This is a genomic window from Pseudoalteromonas luteoviolacea NCIMB 1944 (assembly GCF_001625565.1).
Classification (GTDB): domain Bacteria; phylum Pseudomonadota; class Gammaproteobacteria; order Enterobacterales; family Alteromonadaceae; genus Pseudoalteromonas; species Pseudoalteromonas luteoviolacea_F.
In genome coordinates this window covers 1-24,098 of the sequence record NZ_AUXS01000012.1, presented here as the reverse complement: position 1 = coordinate 24,098, position 24,098 = coordinate 1, and the positions used below count along the sequence as shown (strand labels likewise).

Genomic DNA, 24,098 nt, shown 5'->3' with positions numbered 1-24,098 from the left:
AGGAATTATGGCGGCAGCACAAGTATCAGTTAGTAACCTACATCTAGTTATCAATAATAAATCCATTTTAACTGACATGAGTTTTTCTATCGAACAGGGGCAGTTCCTTGGCTTGATAGGTCCAAATGGAGCAGGGAAATCTTCATTGCTACGATGCCTGTACCGCTTTCAAGATCAAACATCTGGTACTATTACGATAGATGGTAAAAATATCGCGGAATTTAACCGGCAAGATTATGCACGTAAAGTTGCGGCTGTACTGCAGGAGATCCCAAGTCAGTTCAACCTAGGGGTGTTTGATGTAGTCGCAATGGGTTTGACCCCCCATAAAAGTCTATTTGCGAGTGTGTCTCTGCGCGATAAACAGGCCATTCAAGAAGCGCTATTAAAAGTCGGATTGACTCATAAACAAAAGCAGCCCTACGAATCGTTGTCAGGAGGGGAAAAACAAAGGGTTATGATTGCAAGAGCAATTGTGCAAAGCCCAAGTTTGCTGCTGATGGATGAGCCGACCAGTCACCTGGATGTGAAATATCAAATTGAAATTATGGCATTGGCAAAATCACTGGGGATCACGGTCGTTGCTTCCTTTCATGATTTGAACCTAGCTGCTGCATTATGTGATTCAATTTTGGTTATAAATAATGGAAAGTTGGTTGCGCACGGTTCACCACAAAGTGTGGTCTCATCGTCTATGCTTGCACAAGTTTTCGGTGTAAATGCGGATGTAACTTTGCAGCAATGTGCTGAGCGTGAGCACGCTATTCCCCATATTCGCTATCAATACCAGTCACTGCAATCTGCGATTAATAGCGGTACCTCAAGGAGTCAGCGATGAGGTTTGCGGCAAGTAACGTTTTGTTGTTGGTGTGTTTATTTAGCTTCGTTTGTAGCCTGAGCATTGGTGCAGTACAGGTTGACTTTTACGATGTATGGTTAGCACTTTGGTCATATGACAACACACAATTGGCGCAAAAAATCGTAATAGAGCTCAGGCTTCCACGAGCCGTTCTCGCATTTTTGGCTGGCGCAGGGCTGGCAACAGCAGGGCTGATTTTACAAACAGTTACTCGCAATCCTCTTGCTGATCCATATCTTTTTGGCATTTCTTCTGGTGCATCATTTGGTGTAGTTTTACTACTCACCTTGTTTGGGGTTCAAAGTGGGTTAGCGATGTCTGGGGCAGCACTTCTTGGCAGTATATGCGCAATGAGCTTGCTGCTTTTGATTGCTTATCATAAAGGAACTGCACAAATAGAAAATATGCTACTTGCTGGTGTTGCGCTATCTTTCTTGTTCAATGCCTTCACTAGCTTGCTTTTGTATTGGAGTGATCCTCAAGCGGTCAGTGCCATTATATTTTGGAGTCTCGGCAGTTTTAGTCGAGCTGATTGGGCTTGGATGTGGTTACCATCGGTTGTCGTAATAAGTGGCTTGGTGATTGTAATTTGCTTTAGGCGACATTTAAATGCGTTGCTTTTGGGGGACGAAAGCGCTGTTACGCTGGGGGTTAATGTTCATCGACTACGCTTGGGTATGTTACTGGTAAGCTCTTTGTTGACGGCAGTGTTAGTTGCAGCGTGTGGTGGTGTCGGATTTGTCGGGTTAATGATCCCCCATATTGTGCGTTTTTTCATTTCCCAAGCTCGCGTACTCGGTATGGTAGTTACTGCCTTAAGCGGTGGATTGCTGATGCTGTGGGTAGATGTCATAGCGCGTATCATCATTGAAAATCAAGAGTTACCCATTGGCGTTATCACAGCAGCAATAGGTAGTGTATTTTTTCTTTCTTTGCTTATGTTCAGAAAACGCACCGCAAGTATTTAATGAGGCTTAAAATGATCTCTCCTTTGGATTTAACGCACAGCAATTTTATTCAGCAAAAAATAGATATGAAGATCAAGCCTAAAGGCTCTTTAGGTAAATTGGAAGCACTGGCAAAACAACTGGTTTTGATTTATGCACAAGGCATTGGAGAGCGATCTCTGTCGTCAATGCAATTTGCTATTAAAGAGCCAAGTATCAGTGTGTTTGCAGGCGATCACGGTATAGCGAAAGAAGGTGTATCGATAGCGCCTAGCGAAGTCACGGGCCAAATGGTTGCTAACTTTGCAAGCGGCGGTGCCGCTATTTGTGTTTTAGCTCGTCAGTTAGGGTGGCATTTAAATGTTGTTGACTGCGGAATTTTAACCCCTGTTCCAATGTCCAATGTCGTCGATAGTCGACTCGGTGCAATAACAGCACCATTCCATCAACAACGTGCTATGAACTTAGCCCAATTAGAAGCTGGATTTGTGAGCGCTAAACGGCTGGTTGAAGCTGACATACAACGCGGTTGCAACCTTTTTGCATTTGGTGAAATGGGTATCGGCAATACGACCTCTGCTGCTGCGATATTTTCAGCTATGTCTGGACTGCCTCCGTCACAGACCGTTGGGCAGGGGACAGGTGTTAGTCAGGAAGTTGTCAATAAGAAACAGCGTTTAGTGAAACAGGCGTTAGCAAAGCACAAGCTAAATAGCACCAAACCCGAAGAGGTTTTACTGTCTGTTGGTGGGTTTGAAATTGTTCATATAGTTGGTGCAATACTGGCCGCCGCCGAGGCACAAAAACCAATTGTCATCGATGGTTATATCGCTACGGCAGCCGCCATACTGGCAATTGCGATGGAACCACATTGTAAGCACTATATGATATTTGCCCACTGTTCAAACGAGCAAGGACACAAAAAAATGTTGGATTATTTAGAAGTAGAGCCATTATTGCATTTAAATATGCGATTGGGAGAGGGCAGTGGTGCAGCGCTTGCTCTGCCAATAATTCAAAGTGCACTCGCAATTTACAATGAGATGGCGAGCTTTTCAGACGCGCAAGTAACGCAAGTTGTAAAATGATATGAGACAACTCTCTCTATTTAAACTTGCTGTTATTTTTCTCACCCGTGTGCCAATCAAACTAACAGCTCCTGTGAGTGATGAGCACATCAATCAAGCTGCTCGGTATTTTGCTTGTGTGGGCTTGTGCATTGGTTTGTTTATGGCGTTAGTTCTTTGGGCTATGTCACTATTCTTGCCATTTGGTGTGGCAATTGTATTTACACTTGGCGCGAGCTTACTTCTTACAGGCGCATTTCATGAAGATGGATTTGCAGACGTTTGGGATGGTTTTGGTGGGGGATGGAGTCGGCAACAAAAACTCGACATTATGAAAGATAGTCGTCTGGGTACCTATGGTAGTGTGGCGTTATTATTATTGCTACTCGGTAAGTTTCAACTCATGCTTGCACTGAGTGAAAACTTAGCTGCACTGCTGTGCAGTGTGGTGCTTGCACAGACCCTGAGTCGGGTTAGTGCAACGAGTTTAATTGGTAAACTACCTTACGTTCAACTTGATGCACAAAGTAAAGTAAAGCCTATTGCTAAAAGCTTAAATACTCAATGTCGCACAATTTTGTATGCCTCTGGGGGCATGATTTTATTTTTGACTTATCTGCTTTCTCTTGTGTCTATCTGGCAAATTCTAACACTCATTGTCATTTTGTGGGTAACACGATGGTTATGTCAGCTATGGTTTAGACATCAACTTGGCGGATACACTGGCGATTGTTTAGGGGCAGCGCAGCAGCTCTCAGAAATTGCCATCTATACTTATTGCGTGGTGAGCTTTTTATGACTAGACGCGTAGAATTTATCCTTGGCGGTGCTCGATCTGGAAAAAGTTCGATGGCGGAGCACAGGGCACAAAACTGGTTGGCTTCAGGTAATGTTCAAGAGCTGATTTATGTGGCAACGGCTCAGAGTAAAGATGAAGAAATGGCGCGCAGAATTGCGCATCATAAAGTCAATAGAGACCCCTGCTGGCAAGTCATTGAGTGCCCTTGGCATATAGCACCCATCATCGCTCAATTAAAACCTTCACAATGTGTACTAGTGGATTGTTTAACACTCTGGCTGACATTCGGCTTGTGTGAGGTTGAGTGGTCAGAATATCAAACACAAAAAAAACACCTGATTGACGCGTTGTTGGCGACTTCTGGAAGCGTGATACTTGTGAGCAATGAAGTGGGTCATGGCATTGTGCCCCTAGGTGAATTAAGTCGCCAATTTGTTGATGAATCGGGTCGATTGAATCAAGAGGTTGCGAGCATTGCCGATCACGTGGACTTTGTGGTGGCGGGTTTGGCATTAAATTTAAAACGTGGTTTAAAATGAAAACAATAATGGTTCAAGGAACTACCTCTGATGCGGGTAAAAGCACTTTGGTGGCAGGTTTATGCCGTTTGGCTGCAAGAAAGGGCGTGCAAGTCGCCCCGTTTAAACCGCAAAATATGGCGCTTAATAGCGCGGTTACTCCTTGCGGAGGAGAGATCGGGCGCGCACAGGCGCTCCAAGCTATGGCGGCACAAGCCCCATTAAGTGTCGACTTTAATCCAATTTTGCTAAAGCCTAACTCGGACACCGGTGCACAGGTGATTGTGCATGGTCAGGCACTGACCAATATGGAAGCGGGTAGCTATCACGATTATAAAGCGGTTGCTATGCAGGCTGTACTGGAGTCTCATCAACGTTTGTCACAGTCTTATCAGCTTTGTTTGGTAGAGGGAGCGGGAAGCCCAGCAGAAATCAACCTTAGAGAAAATGATATTGCCAATATGGGGTTTGCTTGTGCAGTAAACTGTCCCGTTATTATCATTGCAGACATCGACAAAGGAGGCGTATTTGCACATCTAGTTGGTACCTTGGCACTGTTAAGTGAACAAGAACAGGCGTTGGTGCAAGGGTTTGTGATTAATCGATTTCGGGGGGATATCGGGTTACTACAATCCGGATTAGATTGGCTAGAGGAGTATACTGGTAAACCTGTATTGGGTGTTTTGCCCTATCTACATGACTTAGCCTTAGATGCAGAAGATGCGGTAACAATAGAAAACCGAACAGATAATGCAAGTTTAAATATTGCTGTTTTACTATTGCCTCATATTAGCAACCATACTGACTTTGATAGTCTTAGGCTAAACCCCAAGGTGGATTTGAGATATGTTCGCCATGGAGAAAAGATTGGAAGCGTTGATCTCATTATTATTCCAGGTAGTAAAAATGTCATTAGTGATTTGGCCTTTTTGCGTAATGAAGGATGGGATCAGGAAATCGAGCGTCATTTGAGGTATCAAGGAAAAGTTTTAGGGATTTGTGGTGGCCTGCAAATGCTTGGGCAAAAAATAGTAGATCCGCTTCATATAGAATCGTCACAAAGGCTTACCATGGCGCTTGGTTTAGCCGCCTTAACTACCGAGTTGAGAGAAACAAAGCAACTAACCAATGTGTCAGGGCACTGTTTATTGAACAATGGGAAAGTTGATATATCAGGGTATGAAATTCATTGTGGTCAGAGCGTGGGTGAGGCACTTGAGCGGCCATTTTTAACTTTCGTCGATCACCCGTTAGGCGCGGTTAAGGATGGTTTTATTTCCAACGATAATCTAATAGCGGGTACTTACTTACATGGTTTGTTCGATAATCCCGATACCAGTACCGCGATTTTGCAGTGGGCCAGCAATGGTAAATTTGATTGTGGTGGGTTTGATTTAGCAAAACACCGCGAAGCACAATTAGAAAAATTAGCTGATATTTGTGAGCAGCACCTAAATATAGACAAGATTTTTGCACTCGACGTATAGGAGTCAAGTATGACAGATAAAAACCAAGATAAGCATAAAGAGAGACAACAAAAAGTCAAAGAGCAAGTTGATCAAAAAGTTGCACAAGCCACCATTGAACAAGGCATTCTGCAAGTGATCACCGGTAACGGCAAAGGTAAGTCGACATCAGGCTTTGGCACAGTGGCGCGTTGTGTCGGTCACGGTATGAAAGCGGCTGTTGTGCAATTCATTAAGGGGACTTGGGAATGTGGCGAGCGTAACTTATTGGAAGGTGCAGGTGTGCCGTTTGCTGTTATGAAAACAGGCTTTACTTGGGAAACTCAAAATAGAGATACAGATACGCAAGCAGCTCAAGCGACGTGGCAACAAGCGAAGGCTTGGCTTCAAGATGATGATATTAACTTAGTGTTATTGGACGAACTAACCTATATGGTGAGCTACGACTACTTAGACTTAGATGAAGTGATTGAGGCATTGAATAACAGGCCTAAAATGCAATCTGTGATCATCACAGGTCGAGGAGCACACCGTCGGTTGACCGAGTTGGCCGATACGGTGAGTGAAGTCAGGAATGTTAAGCATGCTTTTGAAGCGGGCATTCAAGCACAAATAGGGTTCGACTACTGATGGTCAAACAGGCTTTCATGCTATTTATAGTTGTGCTGGTTTGGGCAAAGAGCGCGCAGGCACAATCGGATAAAGCATTTAACCGCATAGTCGCACTGGCACCGCATATTGTAGAAAACCTCTATGCAATCGGTGCTGGAAATAAAATAGTCGGTACAGTTGAATATGCAGACTATCCAGAGGCTGCAAAAAAAATTCCTCGTATTGGTGGGTTTCACGGTATTCAGTTAGAAAAAGTCTTGGCGCTTAAGCCAGATCTGGTGATCGTATGGCAAAGTGGTAACAAAGAAGGAGATATTGAAAAGCTTAAATCGCTTGGTATTCCTGTGGTTTACAGTGTGGCAAAAGACATTCATCACGTTCCGAGAGAGCTAATAAAGTTGGGAAGACTGACTGGACGTGAAGCGCAAGCTAAGTTGAAAGCTGATAAGTTTCTTTCTGATTATCATGCACTGGTTGAAAAATATAAAAACATGCCGTCACTCGATGTCTTTTATCAATTATGGCCGTCACCTATGATGACGGTCAGTGGAAAAACCTGGATACATCAAACGTTATCAACGTGCCAGGTGCGCAATGTCTTTGCTAATGCGACAACAGAGTATCCCCAAATAAGTCTTGAAAATGTCATAGCTAAGCATCCACAAGTTATTATCATTCCAAATGAAAAGGCAAAAAAACAGCCTCCAAAAGTCGATTGGGGACGATGGACCGAAATTCCAGCGGTAAAGCACAATCAGTATATTGAAGTCGATGCAGATTTGCTGCACCGCTTTAGTACTCGGATGCTGACCGGCGTGAAAGATATGTGTGATAAACTGCATGCATCACGAACTTACTACGGAAAACGAACATGACAACATGGCAAGAATTGTTAGGAGCAGAAAAACAGCAGCCTTATTTTCAAGATACGATGAACTATGTTGCACAAAGGCGTAACGAAGGCGTTACTGTCTTCCCGCCACAAGCACAGGTGTTTGAAGCTTTTAAAGTTACAGAACTCAATGAGGTTAAAGTCGTAATTCTGGGTCAAGACCCTTACCATGGTCCCAATCAAGCTCACGGATTATGTTTTTCTGTATTGCCCGGTGTTAAAGCACCACCTTCTTTAGCGAATATGTACAAAGAGCTGGCGACAGATATCGCTGAGTTTACGATACCCGATCATGGCTATTTACTACCTTGGGCACAGCAGGGGGTATTATTACTGAATACGGTATTGACCGTAGAGCAGGGTCAAGCGCATTCTCATAAACATTTAGGGTGGGAGCGTTTTACCGATGTGGTGATAGCACAGCTCAACGAACATTGCGAAGGCGTTGTTTTCCTTTTATGGGGGGCACATGCCCAGAAAAAAGGAAAAGCAATTGATAAGTCGCGCCACCATGTTTTGCATGCGCCACATCCGTCCCCTCTATCAGCACACAGAGGGTTCTTTGGCTGTCAACACTTCTCGAAAACTAACAAACTACTCGAATCAATGGGTAAAAGCCCCATTAATTGGCAAGTGTAGGCTAGTTACTGGCATGCTTTTACATGCCAGTGCAAACGCTCAGACAAACAAAAGGCTCTAATTTATAGAGCCTTTATGTCAAATAAAGTCGAGTTCGTCTAAATCGACGCTGTCTGCGAATATGTCTAGTTCTTCTAATTCCTTACGAAGGCGTTGTCGGTCTTTAAGCGCTTCTATTTCACGCCACTTTCTTTTTTTCCCCTTCGATGAGGTTTTCTTTTTTGGTTCCGGACTTTCTATTACTTCAATCATATCGTCTAGGCTATCCATGAATATCTCCTATTGATGTACTAACCTCAAAACATGTGTTTTAGCATTACCCCATTTGCACGAAAAACACACTTGAGTAATGCTGGTATACCACAGACAGTAGAAAAATAAAACACTAATATGTATTTAAAGTGAAAACAAAGTGACACTTTAATTACAAAGGTCGGTTCGGAGAATACTGCAGTTTTTGAATGAAAGGCGGCTCTGGTTAGGGTACTATTGCGTTCCAATAATAAAATAAGTAATGGAAATGTTTATGAAAAAAACAATACTAGCCTCTTCTCTTTTGTTCGCTTCTCTTAACGCTATGGCTAACCCGTCTGGCAAGTCAATAGATCTTGTTTTTAATTGTGGCGAAAATTTTGCGATTTCAGCTGGTGGTAAGCTATACCTACTAGACAGCACAGCCTTTTCTGAAGCCCAGTACAACCGTTTGTATAGCATGGCAATGACCATGGTAACGACAGGCAAAGCTGCGGGGAATGTATTCACTTCTGGTGGTACAATCAGGTGGTGTGGTAACGATGTGACTAAGATTACAAACTTGAGTATGCGTCGATAATCTGCGGCATGCTGTAGAGCAATAAAAAAGCGCCCAAGGCGCTTTTTTACATTTTAACCAAATTATAATTTGGTCACTTCAGATTCCAGAATTTCCTGAGCATGTGCAAATGCTCTTATGCCTTCTGCGAGTTTTTCAGTTGCCATTGCGTCTTGGTTATGTAACCAGCGGAACTCACTTTCAGTCAATGGAGCTGGCTTCTCAGCACTAGCTTGCGCATTTTCCAGCAAGTATTCTTCGGTTGCAGGTAATTCGCCAAGCTCTTCTAATAGAGCTGGACTAATTGTCAGTTTATCACACCCAGTCAGTGCAACGATTTCTCCAGTGTTGCGGAAACTTGCTCCCATTACGACTGTTTTATAACCGTGACGTTTGTAGAAGTCGTAAATGGTACGAACAGATTGTACACCTGGGTCGTCTAGCGGATCGGTTGGCTTATCAACACCATGGGCAACGTGCCAATCAAGAATACGGCCAACAAATGGAGAGATAAGAAATACATTTGCGTCTGCACACGCGCGTGCTTGAGCTTGGCTAAATAGCAGTGTTAGATTACATTTAACACCTTGCTTTTCTAACTCTTCAGCAGCTTTGATACCTTCCCAAGTTGAAGCTATCTTGATGAGGATTTTATCTTTACTCACGCCTTGCTCTTCGTACAGAGCTAGCAGTTGTTGTGCCTTTGCAATGGTTGCCTGTGTATCAAATGACAAACGAGCATCAACCTCTGTTGAAATGTAGCCCGGTACGATACTTGCGATTTCTTTGCCAATTAAAACTGCGAAATAATCACATGCCAACTCAATTTGCTTTTGCGCGTCCTGCTCTTGAGATTTTGCGTAATCTAATGCTTGTTTTAGAAACGGCTGATAGGCAGGCGTTTGTGCTGCTTTGAGTAAAAGTGATGGATTAGTTGTTGCGTCTTCCGGTTGATGTTTACGGATCGCTTCGATGTCGCCAGTATCGGCAACAATCGATGAATGCTGTTTTAGCCTATCTAATGCTGAAGTCATGCTGTCCTCATTCCTATATTTGCAGCTATAAATAAATTACACACCTTATGTTGCAACACCATGATCGGCTTTTATAGGTCAAATGTCCGCATGACTTATATCATATGGTTTTGTCCTAGCCGGTTTTGGTCATTTTTATAATAAGGCGAGTTATGTTTACCCACAGTAAGGTGCTGTCTATTACCTCGTGGTTATGTGACTGAGCAACTGAAGGCGGAAGATTTTACGCTTGCGATCAACTGTGGATAGTGTTGAAATTGACATTAATCAATATTTAAGTCAATAGGCTATCAATGATCACGGTAATTTCACCAGCAAAAAATCTCGATTACGACTCTAGTGTGCCAACAACGCATCACACCCTACCTGAATTATTGACGCATTCCGAAGCATTAATTTCAGTATGTCGTGATTTAAGCCCTCAAGAAATAGGTAGTTTAATGAAAATCAGCGATAAACTGGCTGGTTTAAATGCGGCGAGATTTGCCGAGTGGTCACAGCCTTTTACTGCTGACAATGCAAAACAAGCTATTTTTGCTTTTAATGGCGATGTGTATGCAGATTTAGATGCCACCAGCTTACCTCAAAATGTATTGGAGCATACGCAACAGCACTTGCGGATTTTATCTGGATTGTATGGAGTGTTGAGACCCCTGGATCTTATGCAAGCATATCGTTTAGAAATGGGTACTAAGCTTGCCAATTCACGAGGAAAAAACCTCTATGAGTTTTGGGGCAGCATTATTGCAGATAAGCTCAATGAAGCTTTGGCAGAATCAGATTCTAGTCAGCTTATTAACCTTGCTTCTAATGAATATTTTAAAGCGGTTGATAAAAAGGCACTGAAAGCTGAAATTATCACTCCTGTATTTAAGGACTGCAAAAATGGTCAGTATAAAGTGATCAGCTTTTATGCTAAAAAAGCACGTGGAATGATGGCAAGATATATTATGGAAAATAAAGTAAATGATATCGAGTCATTAAAAGAATTTAATATTTCTGGTTATTATTTTAGCGAAGAGGCAACAGTTAAAGCTAATGAGCCAGTATTTTTAAGAGAAGAGCAAGCCTGAATAAAATAATTTATATAGGGCTTTTTATATTATTACAAGTGTGTGGTGCGCGAGTGTCAATTTTGAACTCCAGTGGTGAAATTTCATGTCAGCATAAGCAGCAAGAGTGTCTTAGCATATGCAAAGAAAATGAACTTACACAACCCTGTGCAAGGCATTGCCAAGCAGAATCAATCTGTGAAGTTATTCCACACCCGGAAGTATATTAATAATTTGGCCCGACTAATAAAGCTCACAGGCAGTATGCTTTGAATAAAAATGTATTCTTACTGGCTTGCTGCCAAGGGTTGATGACGACTGGCAATATATTGTTAGTCACTATCTGCGCTTTAGTGGGGCAAATGTTGAGTTCGTCAGCATCATTGACAACCCTGCCAGTAGCAACTCAAATGTTTGGGTTGTTGCTCACTACAGTGCCAGCATCTTTGATAATGGCCAAAACTGGCCGAAAATTGGGTTTCAGCCTTGGAAATCTAATCGGCATATCAGGGGCTATGATGGGGTTTTGGTCCCTCTTGAATAGTCATTTTTACCTTTTTTGTTTGGCAACTTTCTTAATTGGCATCGGTATTGGATTTGCGACTTTGTATCGTTTTGCCGCGATTGAAGCTAGCGATAAACCTGCGCGAGCGATTTCGATGATTATGGCAAGTGGCGCGATTGCAGCTATATTAGGGCCAAATTTGGCTGTCTGGGTAAATAATTACCTACCAGAAATTAACTATGCAAATTCATTTCTGGCTTTGAGTGGCATTTATGTCATTGCGCTATTTTTGTTACAACTCGTAAGCTTTGAGGAAGTGTCAACACAGTCCGCTCAACAGAAGCAAAGATCAATTAAGATCATCATTACTCAGCCGCAGTTCGCTGTAGCTGCGTTTATCGGCATGGTGAGCTACTCTGTCATGAATTTGTTGATGACTGCGACACCGCTGGCAATGCACCGCCATGGCTTCGATCTGGCTGAGTTAGCTATGGTAATTGAATGGCATGTTTTAGGTATGTTTTTACCGTCTTTTTTTACAGGCAAACTCATTGAGCGCTACGGTTCTATCACAATGATCATCAGTGGCTGTATTTTGATGTTTGTGTGTACCTTAATTAATTTGACTGGGGTGAGTCAGTGGCACTTTTTACTTGCGCTGTTGGTCCTAGGTGTCGGCTGGAATTTCATGTTTATTAGTGCAACAGCGTTAGTTAGCCAAGCCTATTTTCCACATGAGCGGGCTAAATCACAAGCCGCAAACGAATTTTTCGTATTTAGTATGGTTGCGTTGTCATCATTGTTTGCCGGGTTGCTCGAAAGTACCATTGGATGGCAAGCGCTTAACATAGGTTCCGCTCCTATTTTGATATTGGCACTGATGGCGTCAATGTGGTTTAAGCGACACTCGCCCCTTGCGCCACAAGCAAATAGGCTTTGACGACTTCATCTCGAAAGAGCAAGTCATGCTCTTTGTGTTGCTCTCTGTAGCGCTGGCAAAATTCAGCGGCACTGTACGCGGTGTCTTTTAATAGATAATCTGTGTGGTCAGAGTATCGACGATACCAATGCTGCTTTATGGGTGTTGGTGTGCTTGGTAATTCGTTTAGTATGCGCTCACTCAGTACAAAACAAGATTTTCGCGCCAATGCAATCATGTCGTCATTGGCGGCTGCGAGCCAGCTCGCCCCTAAATTATTGACGCATACTAGTGGTAAGTATGGAGCCAAAGCTGGATAGATGTCGTTTTTATAAATCGTGACTTGCCAGTATTTTCTTGCAATTAGGCAAAATTGCTCAAAGCTTGTAATGGCGCTGAATCCACTTTGCTCAAGTTTGACGATTTCAACACGGGGCTTGTTTGGGTTCACGGTATCATTGGCGGTATCAATATACCAATCACCAAGCAAAATAGCGTTTTGAAAATACTCATCTCTGAGGGAACCCCAAGCCGGTTTTAAAGTCTGCCCAAGGTTTAGTTCATTTTTCAATATTTGCAGTGGTGCCGGTAAGGTTGGCATAGCGAGACGCGTTTGAAGTAGTTCTAACATTGCATTGCGGATCTCTTTACAGCGGCCAAGCGGGTAGGGCTTTTCTGAAAAGTACGGATATTGTGTTGTAAGGCGAAGATCTACAATTAAACGTAATTCAGCTAAATATTGCTCTAGGGTAATTTTCTGTTCTTCTTCCATATTGCTGCTTAGTTATATAAATAAACTCATTAAATTGTAGTTATGATGTGGATATTGTACAAATCACGCCATTAAAGAGGGTAGGCTACTTGCTGCTTCTTTATTCTTTAATATAATGCGCACTTTAAATTAACTAAGGATGAAAAATGTTTAGAGTTAGTCTTTTTATACTTATTGCGCTATTTTCTAAAATCACGTTTGCAAAACAAATTGATACTCAAGTTACTCATGTTGGGTGTCACGTAAATAATAATATTTGCTATATCTATATTCCAAAAGTAAATAATGGATCCGCAATTCCTAGTTCAAACAATTGCCCTAATAGGCATTTGGACTCAATTCGCTGGGATACATCAAAGATAAAAAATGCAGACGCTATTCTCGCTATATTGTTATCCGCTCAGACGACACAAAAGAAAGTATCTATCTGGATCCCTGATGACAGCTCTTCGTGTGTTTCAGGCTTCCCAACCTTGTCTTTTGCCCATATCCGAGGCTAAGTTGTGTAGCGCATTGCTTGCGTAATGATAGTCACAACTAAAAAGCCCCGTTGATACGGGGCTTATTTTTTACTTTTACTTTTACTTTTACTTTTACTTTTTACTTTTTCTTTTTACTTTTTGCTTTAGCGGCTTTTTTCTTTGCTTTTATTTTTGCTGCATCTTTTTTCTTTTTCGGTGGCTTGGCTTCTTTGTGTTTTGGCTCCAACCCTTCAATTGTTCTACGTTTTAGCTTCTGATCCGTATAACGCTCAACTTTACCTAGCATTTCGACGTCATGGGCTTCAACAAGTGAGATTGCAGTCCCTTTTTTTCCAGCACGGCCTGTTCGGCCAATACGGTGCACGTATATGTCGGCAGTGCGCGGCATATCAAAGTTAATTACGTGAGTAATATCGGCTACGTCAATACCACGGGCAGCAACATCTGTCGCAACTAAAATATTGGTTCTGCCACTGTGAAAGCTAGCCATGGCTGTCATACGCTTGTCTTGAGGCATTTCTCCGCGCAGCCAGGTTGTTTTGATTTCATTTGCATAAAGCTCACCAATCAGTTGCTCCAAACGCTCACGGGTTTTGACAAATACGATGGCTTTTTCTACTTCTTCACTTTTTAGTAAATGAGTTAGTAAGGCAAGTTTATGTTTGTAGTCATCGGCAAGGTGTGCCCATTGATGGATCTTACCTTTTTCCTTTCTCGACGGCTCAGCTTCTAGCAGTGCCGGGTCGTTAAGCATACGTTCGGCAAAAAGTTCGACGCTATCGCCCTCGAGAGTTGCAGAGAATAAAAAGCTTTGGCGGCGGTTCTTTGCTTCGTCACAGATCCGCAGCATTTCTTTTTTGAAGCCCATATCAAGCATTCGATCAGCTTCATCAAGCACCAATAGCTCAACATTGTCGGCATGGAAGTTTTCTGTCTCTAAGTATTCCATTAATCGACCAGGTGTGGCGATTAGAATATCATTATTCTTCTCGAAGATTTCTTTATGACTGCCGTAGTTAATACCCCCAGTAACCACACCAATTCTCAAATGGGTGTTTTCGGCAAGAGACTGACACTGATCATGAACCTGATAGGCTAATTCTCGAGTGGGCGTCATGATTAGGACGCGTGCAAATCCTGGGTCTTTTCTTGGAAAGTCCAGTAAATACTGAATCGCTGGGATAAGAAAAGCGGCGGTTTTTCCCGTTCCTGTCGGAGCAGATGCAAGAATATCACGCCCTAGTAGCGCTTCAGGAATAGCCAACTGTTGAATGCTCGTGGCGGTTGTATAACCAATTTTTTTTATGGCAGAGAGTACCTTGCCATCAAGATCGAATTCAGAAAATTGCATAATGCATCACAAATAAAGGACAATAGCGGAATTATACTTGTGCTTGGCGTTTTCTAAAAGGTGCAATATGACAAGCTTTGCATTTAAACAATTTAAAATTGACCAAAACCATGCCGCAATGAAGGTTTCAACCGATGGGATAATGTTTGGCGCATGGGTGTCGCTGCGCGGCGCAAAGAGGGTATTAGATATCGGAACGGGCACTGGGCTGTTGAGTTTGATGGTCAAACAACGAAGTCCAAGCTTAGCTATCAGTGCGATTGAAATTGATGAGCTCGCAGTCAAAGATGCACGTCACAACTTTGATCAGTCGCCATGGCCCGATATAAACTTACACCATCAGGCGGTTCAGGGATTTGATAATGGGGAGAAGTTCGACCTAATCATCAGCAATCCGCCCTATTTTCAAGGCAGCCTGAAAGGCAATAATACACAAAGAAATACAGCGCGACATACCGACAGTTTGAGTTTTTTCGAGTTGATAGAGGCTTTTCTTCGCCTCTCGTCAGAAGCTGGGAGGCTGGCGATTATATTACCCTATGATGGTGCACAGGTTTTTATTGAACAAGCGCGATGTAAAGGTCTATATTTAGTCCGTCAATGCGAAGTAAATACCACGCCAACAAAGCCGGTCTCACGTTTGATGTTCGAACTGTCAAAATATGCAGAGCCGCTAAAAACAGAGTCTCTGTGTATTTATGATATGAATAATCACTACAGTGAGTTATACACAAGGTTGTGTCGAGATTTTTATTTGAAAATGTAAAGCTGTACAGGGAGTAAACATACGAACAAGTTGTTTAAAAATAAGGAGTGAGATGGAGCGCGCACAACAGCTAAAGTTAATTCTGAGCTTTTTAACCGAAATAGGCCTGCCATATAAGCTGTCAAGTTTAGGCGAAGATACTTTTCTGCCAGGATTGCGGCATCGTCAGGGTCGACTAGAAATTGATCTTAATAAACTGACTTACCCTGGGGATATTTTACATGAGGCAGGACATTACGCTGTATGTGAGCCTACTGAACGTCATCTGCTAGATGGTGATATCTATAAGACGGGACTAAAGAATAGTCGTCCCAAACAACAAATGATGGGCGAAGAAATGGCTGCCACTGCTTGGTCTGTAGCGGCGGCGAAGTATTTAGGCTTTTCGTTGGACATTGTGTTCCATGAAGCCGGGTACCGAGGAGCCAGTGAAAGTCTCATCAGCGCTTTTGAACAGGGTGGAGGGATTGGACACCCACTGTTAAGCGCATACCAAATGAGTTGCCCTGAGAAAGGGTTTCCGACTATGAAAATGTGGATAAGAACCATGTCTTGGAACTGATAAGGAGTATTGAGTGCTATATCGTTGTGTTGTCATAGTTGCGACAAGTTTCTTAGCATTTATTTGCTATATGGTCTATTTGGCCAATACAGGCGGTCACAGTATCTTTTTTGAACTGGTGCAAAGGTTGCCTTATGGAGACAAAATAGGGCATTTTGTTTTATTTATGGTGCTAAGTTCATTGGTGAATGCTGCTTGGAAGTTTAAAACTCGGCGATTTTTGGGTTGGAGAGTTTATCAAGGGAGTTTATTTGTTTTGTTATTTGTTGTGATTGAGGAGTCTAGTCAGTTATTTATTCCCAGTCGTTCATTTGACCCATTGGATTTTTTGGCAAATTTACTGGGCGTATTGGTAGGTACAATGTTTTGTCGGCTAGTTGTAACAACTGCTAGGTTGCCACAGGTATAATGAGCGGGCTTTGCCGCTCAATAACAATCTAAAGGGTATTGGCGTATTCAGTCATTACTTGTTCAATCCAAGTGGCAATGCGCTCATCGCTTTTTTCATATTGACTGTCTTCGTCTAGCGCGAGTCCGACAAAGTGTTTGCCATCCTCACTGAGTGCTTTTGATGCTTCAAATTCATAGTCATCAGAATTTGGCCAATATCCAATAAAATTAACGCCTTGAGGAGCAATTTTATCATGTAGCATGCCCAGTGCATCTTGAAACCATTGGCCATAACCTTGTTGATCACCCATGCCAAATAACGCGATGGTTTTGCCACCTAGCTCGACATTCTCGATATCATCCCACTGAGACTCCCAGTCTTCTTGCAGTTCACCAAAGTCCCAGGTTGAGATACCAAAAATCAAAAAGTCGAATTGCTCCGCATTTTTCAATGGTTCATCTTTGATATTGTGTAGTGACACCATGTCTTTACCTATGATGTCTTGCATTTTTTCGGCGGCCATTTCTGTATAACAGGTTGTTGAACCGTAAAATAACCCGATTTGCATTGTATTCTTCACTCGAATGGCTGTTATTATATGGGGGCAGTCTACATTAAGGCTTAATCAATTGATACAGGCAGCCCGTGAACGAACAAGAAACCATACTCGAATTAGATGATGACCATTTTGATCCCATAGAATTGTTTTTAGATGCGCTATTTTTAGAGCAAGGGCTGAGTGATAATACAATCGCTGCGTACAGGAATGACTTAGAGAAGTTTTCTGATTTTGTACAAGCACAGCTCAATGGACAAGAGATCTTGGCGGTCAGTGTGGCAGATATCGAAGCCTATTTGGCTCACCGTGTTGATTTAGGCCTCAAACCTAGGAGCACCGCACGTTCAATAAGCGCATTAAAAAGATTTTACTTGTATTGGGTGAATCACAAAAAAATCGCTCAAAGTCCTTTGGCGAATATTGCACAACCTAAAACAGTACAGTCTTTGCCAAAAACGCTAACGGAGCAAGAAGTCGAAGCATTACTCGCTGCACCGAATGTGGAAGATGCCATGGGGCTAAGAGATAAAGCAATGTTGGAATTGCTGTATGCTACGGGATTACGTGTAACCGAGCTGGTTGGTCTGAGAATTGAGCAAATCAATTTACGCCAAGCTGTGGTGTTAGTGAAAGGCAAAGGCGGCAAAGAGCGTATGGTCCCGATGGGTCAAGAGTCATTGCGTTGGGTTGAACAATTTTTAAAAGTGGGTCGGCCACAAATGGTCAAACATGCCAATGATTTTGTGTTTCCTTCCAAGCGTGGCATAGGTATGACACGGCAAACTTTTTGGCATAGAATCAAACACTATGCTATGTTGGCTGATGTTAAGTCTCCGTTATCGCCACATACGTTACGTCATGCATTTGCAACACATTTGCTGAATCATGGAGCGGACTTACGCGTTGTGCAAATGATGTTGGGTCATAGTGACTTGTCAACGACACAAATATATACCCATGTTGCTAGTGAGCGATTAAAATCATTACACGAGCAACACCACCCTAGGGCTTGATGGAATTTATTTGCAGTTTTACGGTCTTATTGGTGAATGAAGAACGAATTTACGAGAACAAAGATGAAAAAGTTATTGTTAGCAGCCGCGCTTGCGGTTGGTGCTTCTGCGTATGCAAATGAGGCACCTGAAAAAGAGGGAGTTTTTGCAATCAACCCAATTCAGCAGTCGTTAGCTGGGTTAGGGTTGTCAGTTAATGACATTTCGGATAGCCCGATCCCAGGTTTAAAAACGGTGATCACAGACCGAGGTGTTTTTTACTCAAGCCCAGACGGTCGTTACTTAATGCAAGGCGCATTAATTGACATTCCAAACAGAAAAAACCTAACTGAAGATGCATTGAGCGGCGTTCGAAAAGAAGGCTTAAAGCAATATGAAGACTCAATGATTGTCTATAAAGCTGAAAATGAAAAGCATCAGGTTACGATTTTTACAGATATCACTTGTGGTTACTGTCGTAAACTTCACCGTGAGCTAGAAGACTACCTAGAAGCAGGTATCACCGTTAAATACCTTGCTTTCCCACGCGGCGGTATCCAAAGCCAAGGTTATGAAGATTTAATGAATGTTTGGTGTGCAAAAGATGCAGCAACGGCAATGACAGAAGCGAAAGCAGGTAACCCTGTTGCGGATGTAAAAGGCTGTAGCGCACCTGTTGCTGAACATTATCAGTTAGGTCAAAAGTTCGGTGTTTCTGGCACTCCAGCGATTATTCTTGAAGACGGTACGATCATTCCTGGTTATCAGCCTGCGGCCGAGCTAGCTGCGTCTTTAGAAAGAAATGCAAAGTCTTAAGCTTTACGTATAATAGATACATTGCGAAAAAAAGGCCGGTCGGCCTTTTTTTGTGCCTGCAAGCTTTACGCTACAAATACGCTTCGCAGCGGCACATTGATATATTAGAAAGTTAAATGAAGAGTTCTATGCAAACCAAGATCCAGCCTCGGGCGCGCGTTGAAGACAGCTACTTACCTGATAGCCTCCATCCAGTAATCAAACAGCTCTATGCTGCACGAGGTGTGCAATCTGCAAATGAGTTGAATAACAGTGCAGCAACTCTGTTAGATTTTAAGTTATTTAAAGACATGTCAGTTGCCTGTGAGATACTGGCTTCAGCCCTCAATGCACAGCAGCGTATTCTCATCGTCGGTGACTTTGATGCTGATGGGGCGACCAGTACCGCCGTACTGATGCAGGGGTTGCCTGAGTTTGGTTTTGCCAACGTAGATTATTTGGTGCCAGATAGGTTTAGTTTAGGCTATGGCTTGAGTCCTGCACTGGCGGAACAAATTGTACAATTGGGGCCAGATCTCGTCATTACAGTGGACAATGGTATTTCATGCATTGCCGGGATTGAGATAGTAAAAGCAGCGGGGATCGCTGTGATAGTGACAGATCACCACTTGCAAGGTGAGCAGTTGCCAAATGCGGACGCTATCATCAACCCTAATCGCCATGACTGTGAGTTTCCGTCGAAATCGATAGCTGGAGTGGGTGTCGCGTTTTATCTATTGATCGCATTGCGCCATCACCTTAGGGGTACATCGTACTTCCAAAATGCGCAGCGACAAGAACCTAATTTAGCTTCTCTACTTGATATAGTCGCCTTGGGTACGGTTGCAGATGTTGTTGCTTTAGATGCAAACAATCGTACCTTGGTATTCCAAGGTTTAGCGCGCATTAAAAACGGCCAAACGCGCCCAGGCATTAAAGCGCTGATAGAAGTGTCCAATCGCAATATGAATCGTTTAACAGCCAGTGATTTTGGCTTTTCCCTTGCGCCGCGATTGAACGCGGCTGGGCGGCTAGATGATATGAGCTTGGGCATTGCGTGCTTATTGGCCAAGGATGAGTACCAAGCCCGTCGAATTGCCAACGAATTAGATAGTTTAAACCACGAAAGGCGCGAGATAGAGCAGGGCATGCAACAAGAAGCGCAAGCCGTACTAGAGCGATTGAGTTATAAGACCCAAACAATTCCAACAGCCGTATGTTTGTTTCAAGATGACTGGCACCAAGGTGTGATAGGGATCTTAGCGGGCCGACTAAAAGAAAAGTACCACAGGCCAGCGGTGATATTTGCGCAAGGGGATGAGGGGCAAATAAAAGGTTCTTGTCGTTCCATAGAGGGCATTCATATGCGGGATCTGTTGGAGCGCATAAATACTCAATCCCCGGGGTTAATTTTAAAGTTTGGTGGTCATGCTATGGCTGCTGGCCTTAGTATCAATGAAGCTCAATTTACACAGTTCAAAGTCGCATTTGAAACTGAAGTTGAAAAACAACTCACAGAAGAGTTAAAACAAAGTGTTTTGCTTACAGATGGCGCATTGCCTAGCGAGTGCTTTAACATGGAGTTTGCCAACCAGCTTCAAGCGGCTGGGCCGTGGGGGCAACAATTTCCTGAACCGATATTTAGTGAACGTTTTGAGCTAGTGCAGCAGCGGCTCGTCGCGGAAAAACACTTGAAACTTGTTTTAAAACACCCGACGGGAAAACTGGTTGATGCCATTGCATTTAATGTTGATCTCAGGGCTTGGCCGAATATGTCAGCTCAGTTTGCTGAGGTAGCATATCAATTGGATATCAATGAGTTCAGAGGCAAGTTTTCGTTGCAACTTATTGTGCGTGAAATTCAAGCTGTCAAAGAGTAAGACAGTACATTTGCACCCACAGTGAGAGATATCCCGGATAAACCCCAAAATTATCGCGTTTTGGGGCTGATATCTGACGGCAAATTTTGTTAGTATTGGCCGTTTAGATAGCCTACCTGAACACTCATCGTAAATTGACTAGAAAATAGCGAGTGCAGGCTAGGTGGTAAAGGCATAAATTGGAGTAATGTAGATGTTTGAAGTGAATCCTGTGATTAATCAAATCAAGGAAATTCGCGAACGTACTGAGCTTCTTCGGGGGTATCTTTGACTATGCTCTAAAACAAGAGCGTTTAGAGGAAGTCAATGCCGAACTTGAAGACCCAGCAGTATGGAATGAGCCAGAAAAAGCACAAGCTTTAGGTCGTGAAAAGTCATCTCTTGAGGTGATTGTCGAAACCATAGATAACCTAGTTGCTGGTGCGGATGACGCGGAAGGCCTGGTAGAACTCGCGGTAGAAGCAGAAGATGAAGACACTTTTGTTGAAGCGCAAGGGGAAGTTGAAGGTTTAGTCGCGCAGCTAGAAAAACTAGAATTCCGCCGTATGTTCTCAGGTGAGCAAGATGCCAACGATGCCTATATAGATTTACAGTCTGGCTCTGGCGGTACCGAAGCACAAGATTGGTGTAACATGCTACTGCGCATGTATTTGCGCTGGGCGGAAGCGAAAGGCTTCAAAGTCGAAATCGTTGAGGCAACTGATGGAGATGTAGCAGGTATCAAAGGCGCGACAGTACGAGTTTCTGGAGAATATGCTTATGGCTGGTTACGCACTGAAACAGGTGTTCACCGCCTTGTACGCAAGAGCCCGTTTGACTCAACAGGCCGCCGTCACACCTCTTTTGCCTCTGCATTTATTTACCCTGAAATTGATGACAATATTGAGATTGAGATTAACCCAGCAGACTTACGTATTGACGTGTATCGCGCGTCCGGGGCTGGTGGTCAGCACGTAAACCGTACAGAATCTGCGGTACGTATTACTCACTTACCAACGAATACCGTTGTGCAGTGCCAAAACGACCGTTCTCAGCATAAAAACAAAGCGCAAGCAATGAAGCAGTTGAAAGCTAAATTGTTTGAACTTGAAATGAAAAAACAAAATGCTGAAAAACAGTCTCAGGAAGATGCAAAATCAGACATCGGGTGGGGTAGTCAGATCCGATCTTATGTACTAGATGATTCTAGAATCAAAGATTTAAGAACTGGCGTGGAAAACCGTAATACACAAGCTGTATTAGACGGCGACCTAGACAAATTTATCGAAGCTAGCCTGAAATCAGGCCTTTAATCAACAAGCTAAACTAAGAGCTAAAAAATGACAGATCAAATCCAAGACGAAAACAAACTCATTGCTGAGCGTCGCGCAAAATTGGACTCAATTCGTGAGAATTGTGATGCCAATGGCCATCCGAACACCTTCCGCCGTGAAGACTATACGGCTGATCTACAGGCTAAGTTTGGTGATAAATCGAAAGAAGAGCTTGTTGAATTAGACCATCAGGTATCGGTAGCTGGTCGTATCCTTGCTAAGCGTGGCCCTTTCCTTGTTTTACAAGACATGAAAGGTCGCATCCAAGCATATGCATCAAAAGACGTACAGAAAGCACTTAAAGAGAAGTATGGTCAACTAGATATTGGCGACATCATCGGTGTATCTGGTCCACTTCACAAGTCAGGCAAAGGTGATCTATATGTAGATATGGTTCAGTATGAACTGTTGACCAAATCACTTCGTCCATTACCTGAAAAGTTTCATGGTCTGACTGATCAAGAAGCCAAGTATCGTCAGCGTTATGTAGATTTAATCACCAACATGGATACGCGTGAAACTTTCCGTATTCGCTCAAAAGTGATTGAAGGTATTCGCCGTTTCCTTGCTGAGCGTGACTTCATGGAAGTTGAAACACCAATGCTTCAGGTTATTCCTGGTGGTGCAACGGCACGTCCATTTGTGACGCATCACAATGCATTAGACATTGATATGTATCTGCGTATCGCTCCTGAGCTTTACCTTAAGCGTTTGGTCGTTGGTGGGTTTGACCGTGTATTTGAGATCAACCGTAACTTCCGTAATGAAGGTCTTTCAACACGCCATAACCCAGAATTCACTATGATTGAGTTCTACCAAGCTTATGCTGATTACAAAGATCTTATGAACTTAACAGAAGACATGTTGCGTACAGTTGCTCAAGATGTACTTGGCACGACAACGGTTATCAACACTGTTAAGAATGCAGAAGGTGAAGTTGTTGAAACAATCGAATACGACTTTGGTAAGCAATTCGAACGTTTATCAATGGCGGATGCAATCATTAAGCATGGCCCAGATGCAGAAGAAAGTGCCCACATCTTTAAAGATCCTGAAAACCACTTTGATGAGCTAGTTGCTTACGCGAAGAAAGTGCATGTGAAGATCCCTGAAAAGTGTGTATGGGGTGCTGGTAAATTCTTGTGTGAGATCTTTGAAGAGACTGCAGAACACAAGCTAATTCAGCCAACTTTCATCACTGAATACCCTTGGGAAGTATCTCCATTAGCACGCCGCAACGATGAAAATCCATTCATTACAGATCGCTTCGAGTTTTTCGTAGGTGGACGTGAGCTTGCAAATGGCTTCTCAGAGTTAAACGATGCTCAAGATCAGGCTGAGCGTTTTGCTCGTCAGGTAGAAGAAAAAGATGCTGGTGATGACGAAGCGATGCACTATGATGCTGACTACATTCAAGCGCTAGAGTATGGTTTACCACCAACGGCAGGTGAAGGTATCGGTATTGACCGTTTAGTGATGCTATTCACAGATTCACCGACAATCAAAGATGTTATCTTGTTCCCGCATATGCGCCCGCAAGCGGACTAACAATATATAGAAAGAAAAGCGCCTTTAGGCGCTTTTCTTTTATCCATGTGAGATATATCTCAAAAATAATTTGGTATTTCTCAATAATATCTCTGTTTTTACGCAAAAACAGGCTCTTATCATTTATGTATCCGTAATAAATACAAAATATTCCAGTCAGGCTTGTTGGCAATTTTTTGGCTCATTCCTATACTGACGAGGCATTTACGACACATCTGTTAAATAAATCATCAGAAAACATACAATTATGCCGGAATTAGATGAAGAACAAATTAAGCATGAAGCTGCCAGAAGGGAATACTGCAGACAGTGTATTGTCGAATTTCAAAAGTTGGGTTATTTGGACTCCTACCTTGAAGAGGTTTTTGACCGTAAACAACGTCTCATGAGCAAGTTCTCCACCCCTACAACTTACAGAAATGACTAGGAATAGAGCAATTTGTAAGAAAAAAAGGCAGTGTGTTCAATCTGTCACCATATAGTCATTTTTTACAAGAAAAGTGTTTGACTTATTTTTTCTGTTCTATATTATACGCCCCACAAAGACGGAGAGGTGGCCGAGTGGCT

At 42.9% G+C, this 24,098-nt stretch carries 26 protein-coding genes; 21 read left to right on the top strand and 5 right to left on the bottom strand.

Features of this window, described 5'->3' with window-relative positions:
* Nucleotides 1–7 precede the first annotated feature (7 nt).
* The 9 genes from N483_RS01310 to ung are packed head-to-tail and all read left to right on the top strand — an operon-like array spanning nucleotide 8 to nucleotide 7,799.
* Complete coding sequence (locus tag N483_RS01310; protein ID WP_023399571.1) at nucleotides 8–838, top strand: ABC transporter ATP-binding protein; 831 nt, start codon at nucleotides 8–10, stop codon at nucleotides 836–838.
* Nucleotides 835–1,827, top strand: coding sequence for a FecCD family ABC transporter permease (locus tag N483_RS01305; protein ID WP_023399572.1), 993 nt, complete (start codon nucleotides 835–837; stop codon nucleotides 1,825–1,827). The genes N483_RS01310 and N483_RS01305 overlap by 4 nt, the downstream gene beginning before the upstream one ends.
* A gap of 11 nt (nucleotides 1,828–1,838) precedes the next feature.
* Nucleotides 1,839–2,894, top strand: a complete 1,056-nt coding sequence (cobT, locus tag N483_RS01300) for a nicotinate-nucleotide--dimethylbenzimidazole phosphoribosyltransferase (RefSeq protein WP_023399573.1) — start codon at nucleotides 1,839–1,841, stop codon at nucleotides 2,892–2,894.
* A gap of 1 nt (nucleotide 2,895) precedes the next feature.
* Entirely contained in the window at nucleotides 2,896–3,672 is a 777-nt protein-coding gene (locus tag N483_RS01295; RefSeq protein WP_023399574.1) for an adenosylcobinamide-GDP ribazoletransferase, read from the top strand.
* Complete coding sequence (cobU, locus tag N483_RS01290) at nucleotides 3,669–4,211, top strand: bifunctional adenosylcobinamide kinase/adenosylcobinamide-phosphate guanylyltransferase (RefSeq protein WP_023399575.1); 543 nt, start codon at nucleotides 3,669–3,671, stop codon at nucleotides 4,209–4,211. The genes N483_RS01295 and cobU overlap by 4 nt, the downstream gene beginning before the upstream one ends.
* Nucleotides 4,208–5,677 carry a cobyric acid synthase gene (locus N483_RS01285; RefSeq protein ID WP_023399576.1) on the top strand — a complete coding sequence of 490 codons (1,470 nt, stop codon included), beginning with the start codon at nucleotides 4,208–4,210 and terminating at the stop codon, nucleotides 5,675–5,677. The genes cobU and N483_RS01285 overlap by 4 nt, the downstream gene beginning before the upstream one ends.
* Nucleotides 5,678–5,686: 9 nt before the next feature.
* Nucleotides 5,687–6,286, top strand: a complete 600-nt coding sequence (gene cobO, locus N483_RS01280; RefSeq protein ID WP_023399577.1) for a cob(I)yrinic acid a,c-diamide adenosyltransferase — start codon at nucleotides 5,687–5,689, stop codon at nucleotides 6,284–6,286.
* A 17-nt stretch (nucleotides 6,287–6,303) separates the two neighbouring features.
* Nucleotides 6,304–7,143: a cobalamin-binding protein gene (locus tag N483_RS01275; RefSeq protein ID WP_023399578.1), complete on the top strand. Its 840-nt coding sequence runs from the start codon at nucleotides 6,304–6,306 to the stop codon at nucleotides 7,141–7,143.
* Nucleotides 7,140–7,799 (top strand): uracil-DNA glycosylase, encoded by a 660-nt coding sequence (gene ung / locus N483_RS01270; RefSeq protein ID WP_023399579.1) that lies wholly within the window; start codon nucleotides 7,140–7,142, stop codon nucleotides 7,797–7,799. The genes N483_RS01275 and ung overlap by 4 nt, the downstream gene beginning before the upstream one ends.
* 78 nt (nucleotides 7,800–7,877) lie before the next feature.
* On the opposite strand, the gene N483_RS01265 is transcribed toward ung, so the two are convergent.
* Nucleotides 7,878–8,069, bottom strand: a complete 192-nt coding sequence (locus N483_RS01265; protein WP_023399580.1) for a DUF3545 family protein — start codon at nucleotides 8,067–8,069, stop codon at nucleotides 7,878–7,880.
* 256 nt (nucleotides 8,070–8,325) lie between these two features.
* Between N483_RS01265 and N483_RS01260 the strand changes: the two genes are divergently transcribed.
* Nucleotides 8,326–8,631 (top strand): hypothetical protein, encoded by a 306-nt coding sequence (locus N483_RS01260; protein ID WP_023399581.1) that lies wholly within the window; start codon nucleotides 8,326–8,328, stop codon nucleotides 8,629–8,631.
* A gap of 62 nt (nucleotides 8,632–8,693) precedes the next feature.
* Here N483_RS01260 and tal read toward each other — a convergent pair whose 3' ends face one another.
* The gene (gene tal, locus N483_RS01255) at nucleotides 8,694–9,644 is read right to left on the bottom strand and encodes a transaldolase (RefSeq protein ID WP_023399582.1); all 951 of its coding nucleotides are present in this window, start codon (nucleotides 9,642–9,644) and stop codon (nucleotides 8,694–8,696) included.
* Between the two features lie 293 nt (nucleotides 9,645–9,937).
* Between tal and yaaA the strand changes: the two genes are divergently transcribed.
* Together yaaA and N483_RS01245 are read left to right on the top strand one after the other, a co-directional pair.
* The gene (gene yaaA, locus N483_RS01250) at nucleotides 9,938–10,717 is read left to right on the top strand and encodes a peroxide stress protein YaaA (RefSeq protein WP_023399583.1); all 780 of its coding nucleotides are present in this window, start codon (nucleotides 9,938–9,940) and stop codon (nucleotides 10,715–10,717) included.
* 248 nt (nucleotides 10,718–10,965) lie between these two features.
* Nucleotides 10,966–12,141: an MFS transporter gene (locus N483_RS01245; RefSeq protein WP_036976311.1), complete on the top strand. Its 1,176-nt coding sequence runs from the start codon at nucleotides 10,966–10,968 to the stop codon at nucleotides 12,139–12,141.
* Here the strand turns inward: N483_RS01245 and N483_RS01240 are convergent.
* Nucleotides 12,098–12,892, bottom strand: a complete 795-nt coding sequence (locus tag N483_RS01240; RefSeq protein ID WP_023399585.1) for a hypothetical protein — start codon at nucleotides 12,890–12,892, stop codon at nucleotides 12,098–12,100. The two genes, N483_RS01245 and N483_RS01240, sit on opposite strands and share 44 nt — an antisense overlap.
* 146 nt (nucleotides 12,893–13,038) lie before the next feature.
* Here N483_RS01240 and N483_RS01235 point away from each other — a divergent pair, with 146 nt between their 5' ends.
* On the top strand, nucleotides 13,039–13,392 hold the full coding sequence (locus tag N483_RS01235; protein WP_023399586.1) for a hypothetical protein: 354 nt from the start codon (nucleotides 13,039–13,041) through the stop codon (nucleotides 13,390–13,392).
* A 100-nt stretch (nucleotides 13,393–13,492) separates the two neighbouring features.
* Here the strand turns inward: N483_RS01235 and srmB are convergent, their stop codons facing one another.
* Complete coding sequence (gene srmB / locus N483_RS01230) at nucleotides 13,493–14,725, bottom strand: ATP-dependent RNA helicase SrmB (protein ID WP_023399587.1); 1,233 nt, start codon at nucleotides 14,723–14,725, stop codon at nucleotides 13,493–13,495.
* 67 nt (nucleotides 14,726–14,792) lie between these two features.
* On the opposite strand from srmB, the gene N483_RS01225 reads away from it, so the two are divergent.
* Genes N483_RS01225 through N483_RS01215 form a run of 3 tightly spaced genes read left to right on the top strand, consistent with a single transcriptional unit; the run spans nucleotide 14,793 to nucleotide 16,462 of the window.
* Entirely contained in the window at nucleotides 14,793–15,491 is a 699-nt protein-coding gene (locus N483_RS01225; RefSeq protein WP_023399588.1) for a tRNA1(Val) (adenine(37)-N6)-methyltransferase, read from the top strand.
* Between the two features lie 52 nt (nucleotides 15,492–15,543).
* The gene (locus N483_RS01220) at nucleotides 15,544–16,053 is read left to right on the top strand and encodes a hypothetical protein (RefSeq protein ID WP_023399589.1); all 510 of its coding nucleotides are present in this window, start codon (nucleotides 15,544–15,546) and stop codon (nucleotides 16,051–16,053) included.
* A 13-nt stretch (nucleotides 16,054–16,066) separates the two neighbouring features.
* Nucleotides 16,067–16,462, top strand: coding sequence for a VanZ family protein (locus tag N483_RS01215; RefSeq protein WP_023399590.1), 396 nt, complete (start codon nucleotides 16,067–16,069; stop codon nucleotides 16,460–16,462).
* A 28-nt stretch (nucleotides 16,463–16,490) separates the two neighbouring features.
* Here the strand turns inward: N483_RS01215 and fldB are convergent, their stop codons facing one another.
* Complete coding sequence (gene fldB, locus N483_RS01210; protein WP_023399591.1) at nucleotides 16,491–17,012, bottom strand: flavodoxin FldB; 522 nt, start codon at nucleotides 17,010–17,012, stop codon at nucleotides 16,491–16,493.
* A gap of 95 nt (nucleotides 17,013–17,107) precedes the next feature.
* Between fldB and xerD the strand changes: the two genes are divergently transcribed.
* The 5 genes from xerD (at nucleotide 17,108) to lysS (ending at nucleotide 23,531) form a co-directional block, all read left to right on the top strand.
* Nucleotides 17,108–18,016 carry a site-specific tyrosine recombinase XerD gene (gene xerD / locus N483_RS01205; RefSeq protein WP_036976353.1) on the top strand — a complete coding sequence of 303 codons (909 nt, stop codon included), beginning with the start codon at nucleotides 17,108–17,110 and terminating at the stop codon, nucleotides 18,014–18,016.
* Between the two features lie 63 nt (nucleotides 18,017–18,079).
* Nucleotides 18,080–18,811, top strand: coding sequence for a bifunctional protein-disulfide isomerase/oxidoreductase DsbC (gene dsbC, locus N483_RS01200; RefSeq protein ID WP_023399593.1), 732 nt, complete (start codon nucleotides 18,080–18,082; stop codon nucleotides 18,809–18,811).
* Nucleotides 18,812–18,939: 128 nt separating this feature from the next.
* Nucleotides 18,940–20,670, top strand: coding sequence for a single-stranded-DNA-specific exonuclease RecJ (gene recJ, locus N483_RS01195; protein WP_023399594.1), 1,731 nt, complete (start codon nucleotides 18,940–18,942; stop codon nucleotides 20,668–20,670).
* A 193-nt stretch (nucleotides 20,671–20,863) separates the two neighbouring features.
* Nucleotides 20,864–21,962 (top strand): peptide chain release factor 2 gene (prfB, locus tag N483_RS01190; RefSeq protein ID WP_155250764.1). Its coding sequence is split into 2 segments (ribosomal slippage): nucleotides 20,864–20,938 and nucleotides 20,940–21,962, totalling 1,098 coding nucleotides; the frame shifts between segments, so codons are not numbered across the junction.
* Between the two features lie 27 nt (nucleotides 21,963–21,989).
* On the top strand, nucleotides 21,990–23,531 hold the full coding sequence (gene lysS / locus N483_RS01185) for a lysine--tRNA ligase (RefSeq protein ID WP_023399596.1): 1,542 nt from the start codon (nucleotides 21,990–21,992) through the stop codon (nucleotides 23,529–23,531).
* Nucleotides 23,532–24,098 lie beyond the last annotated feature (567 nt).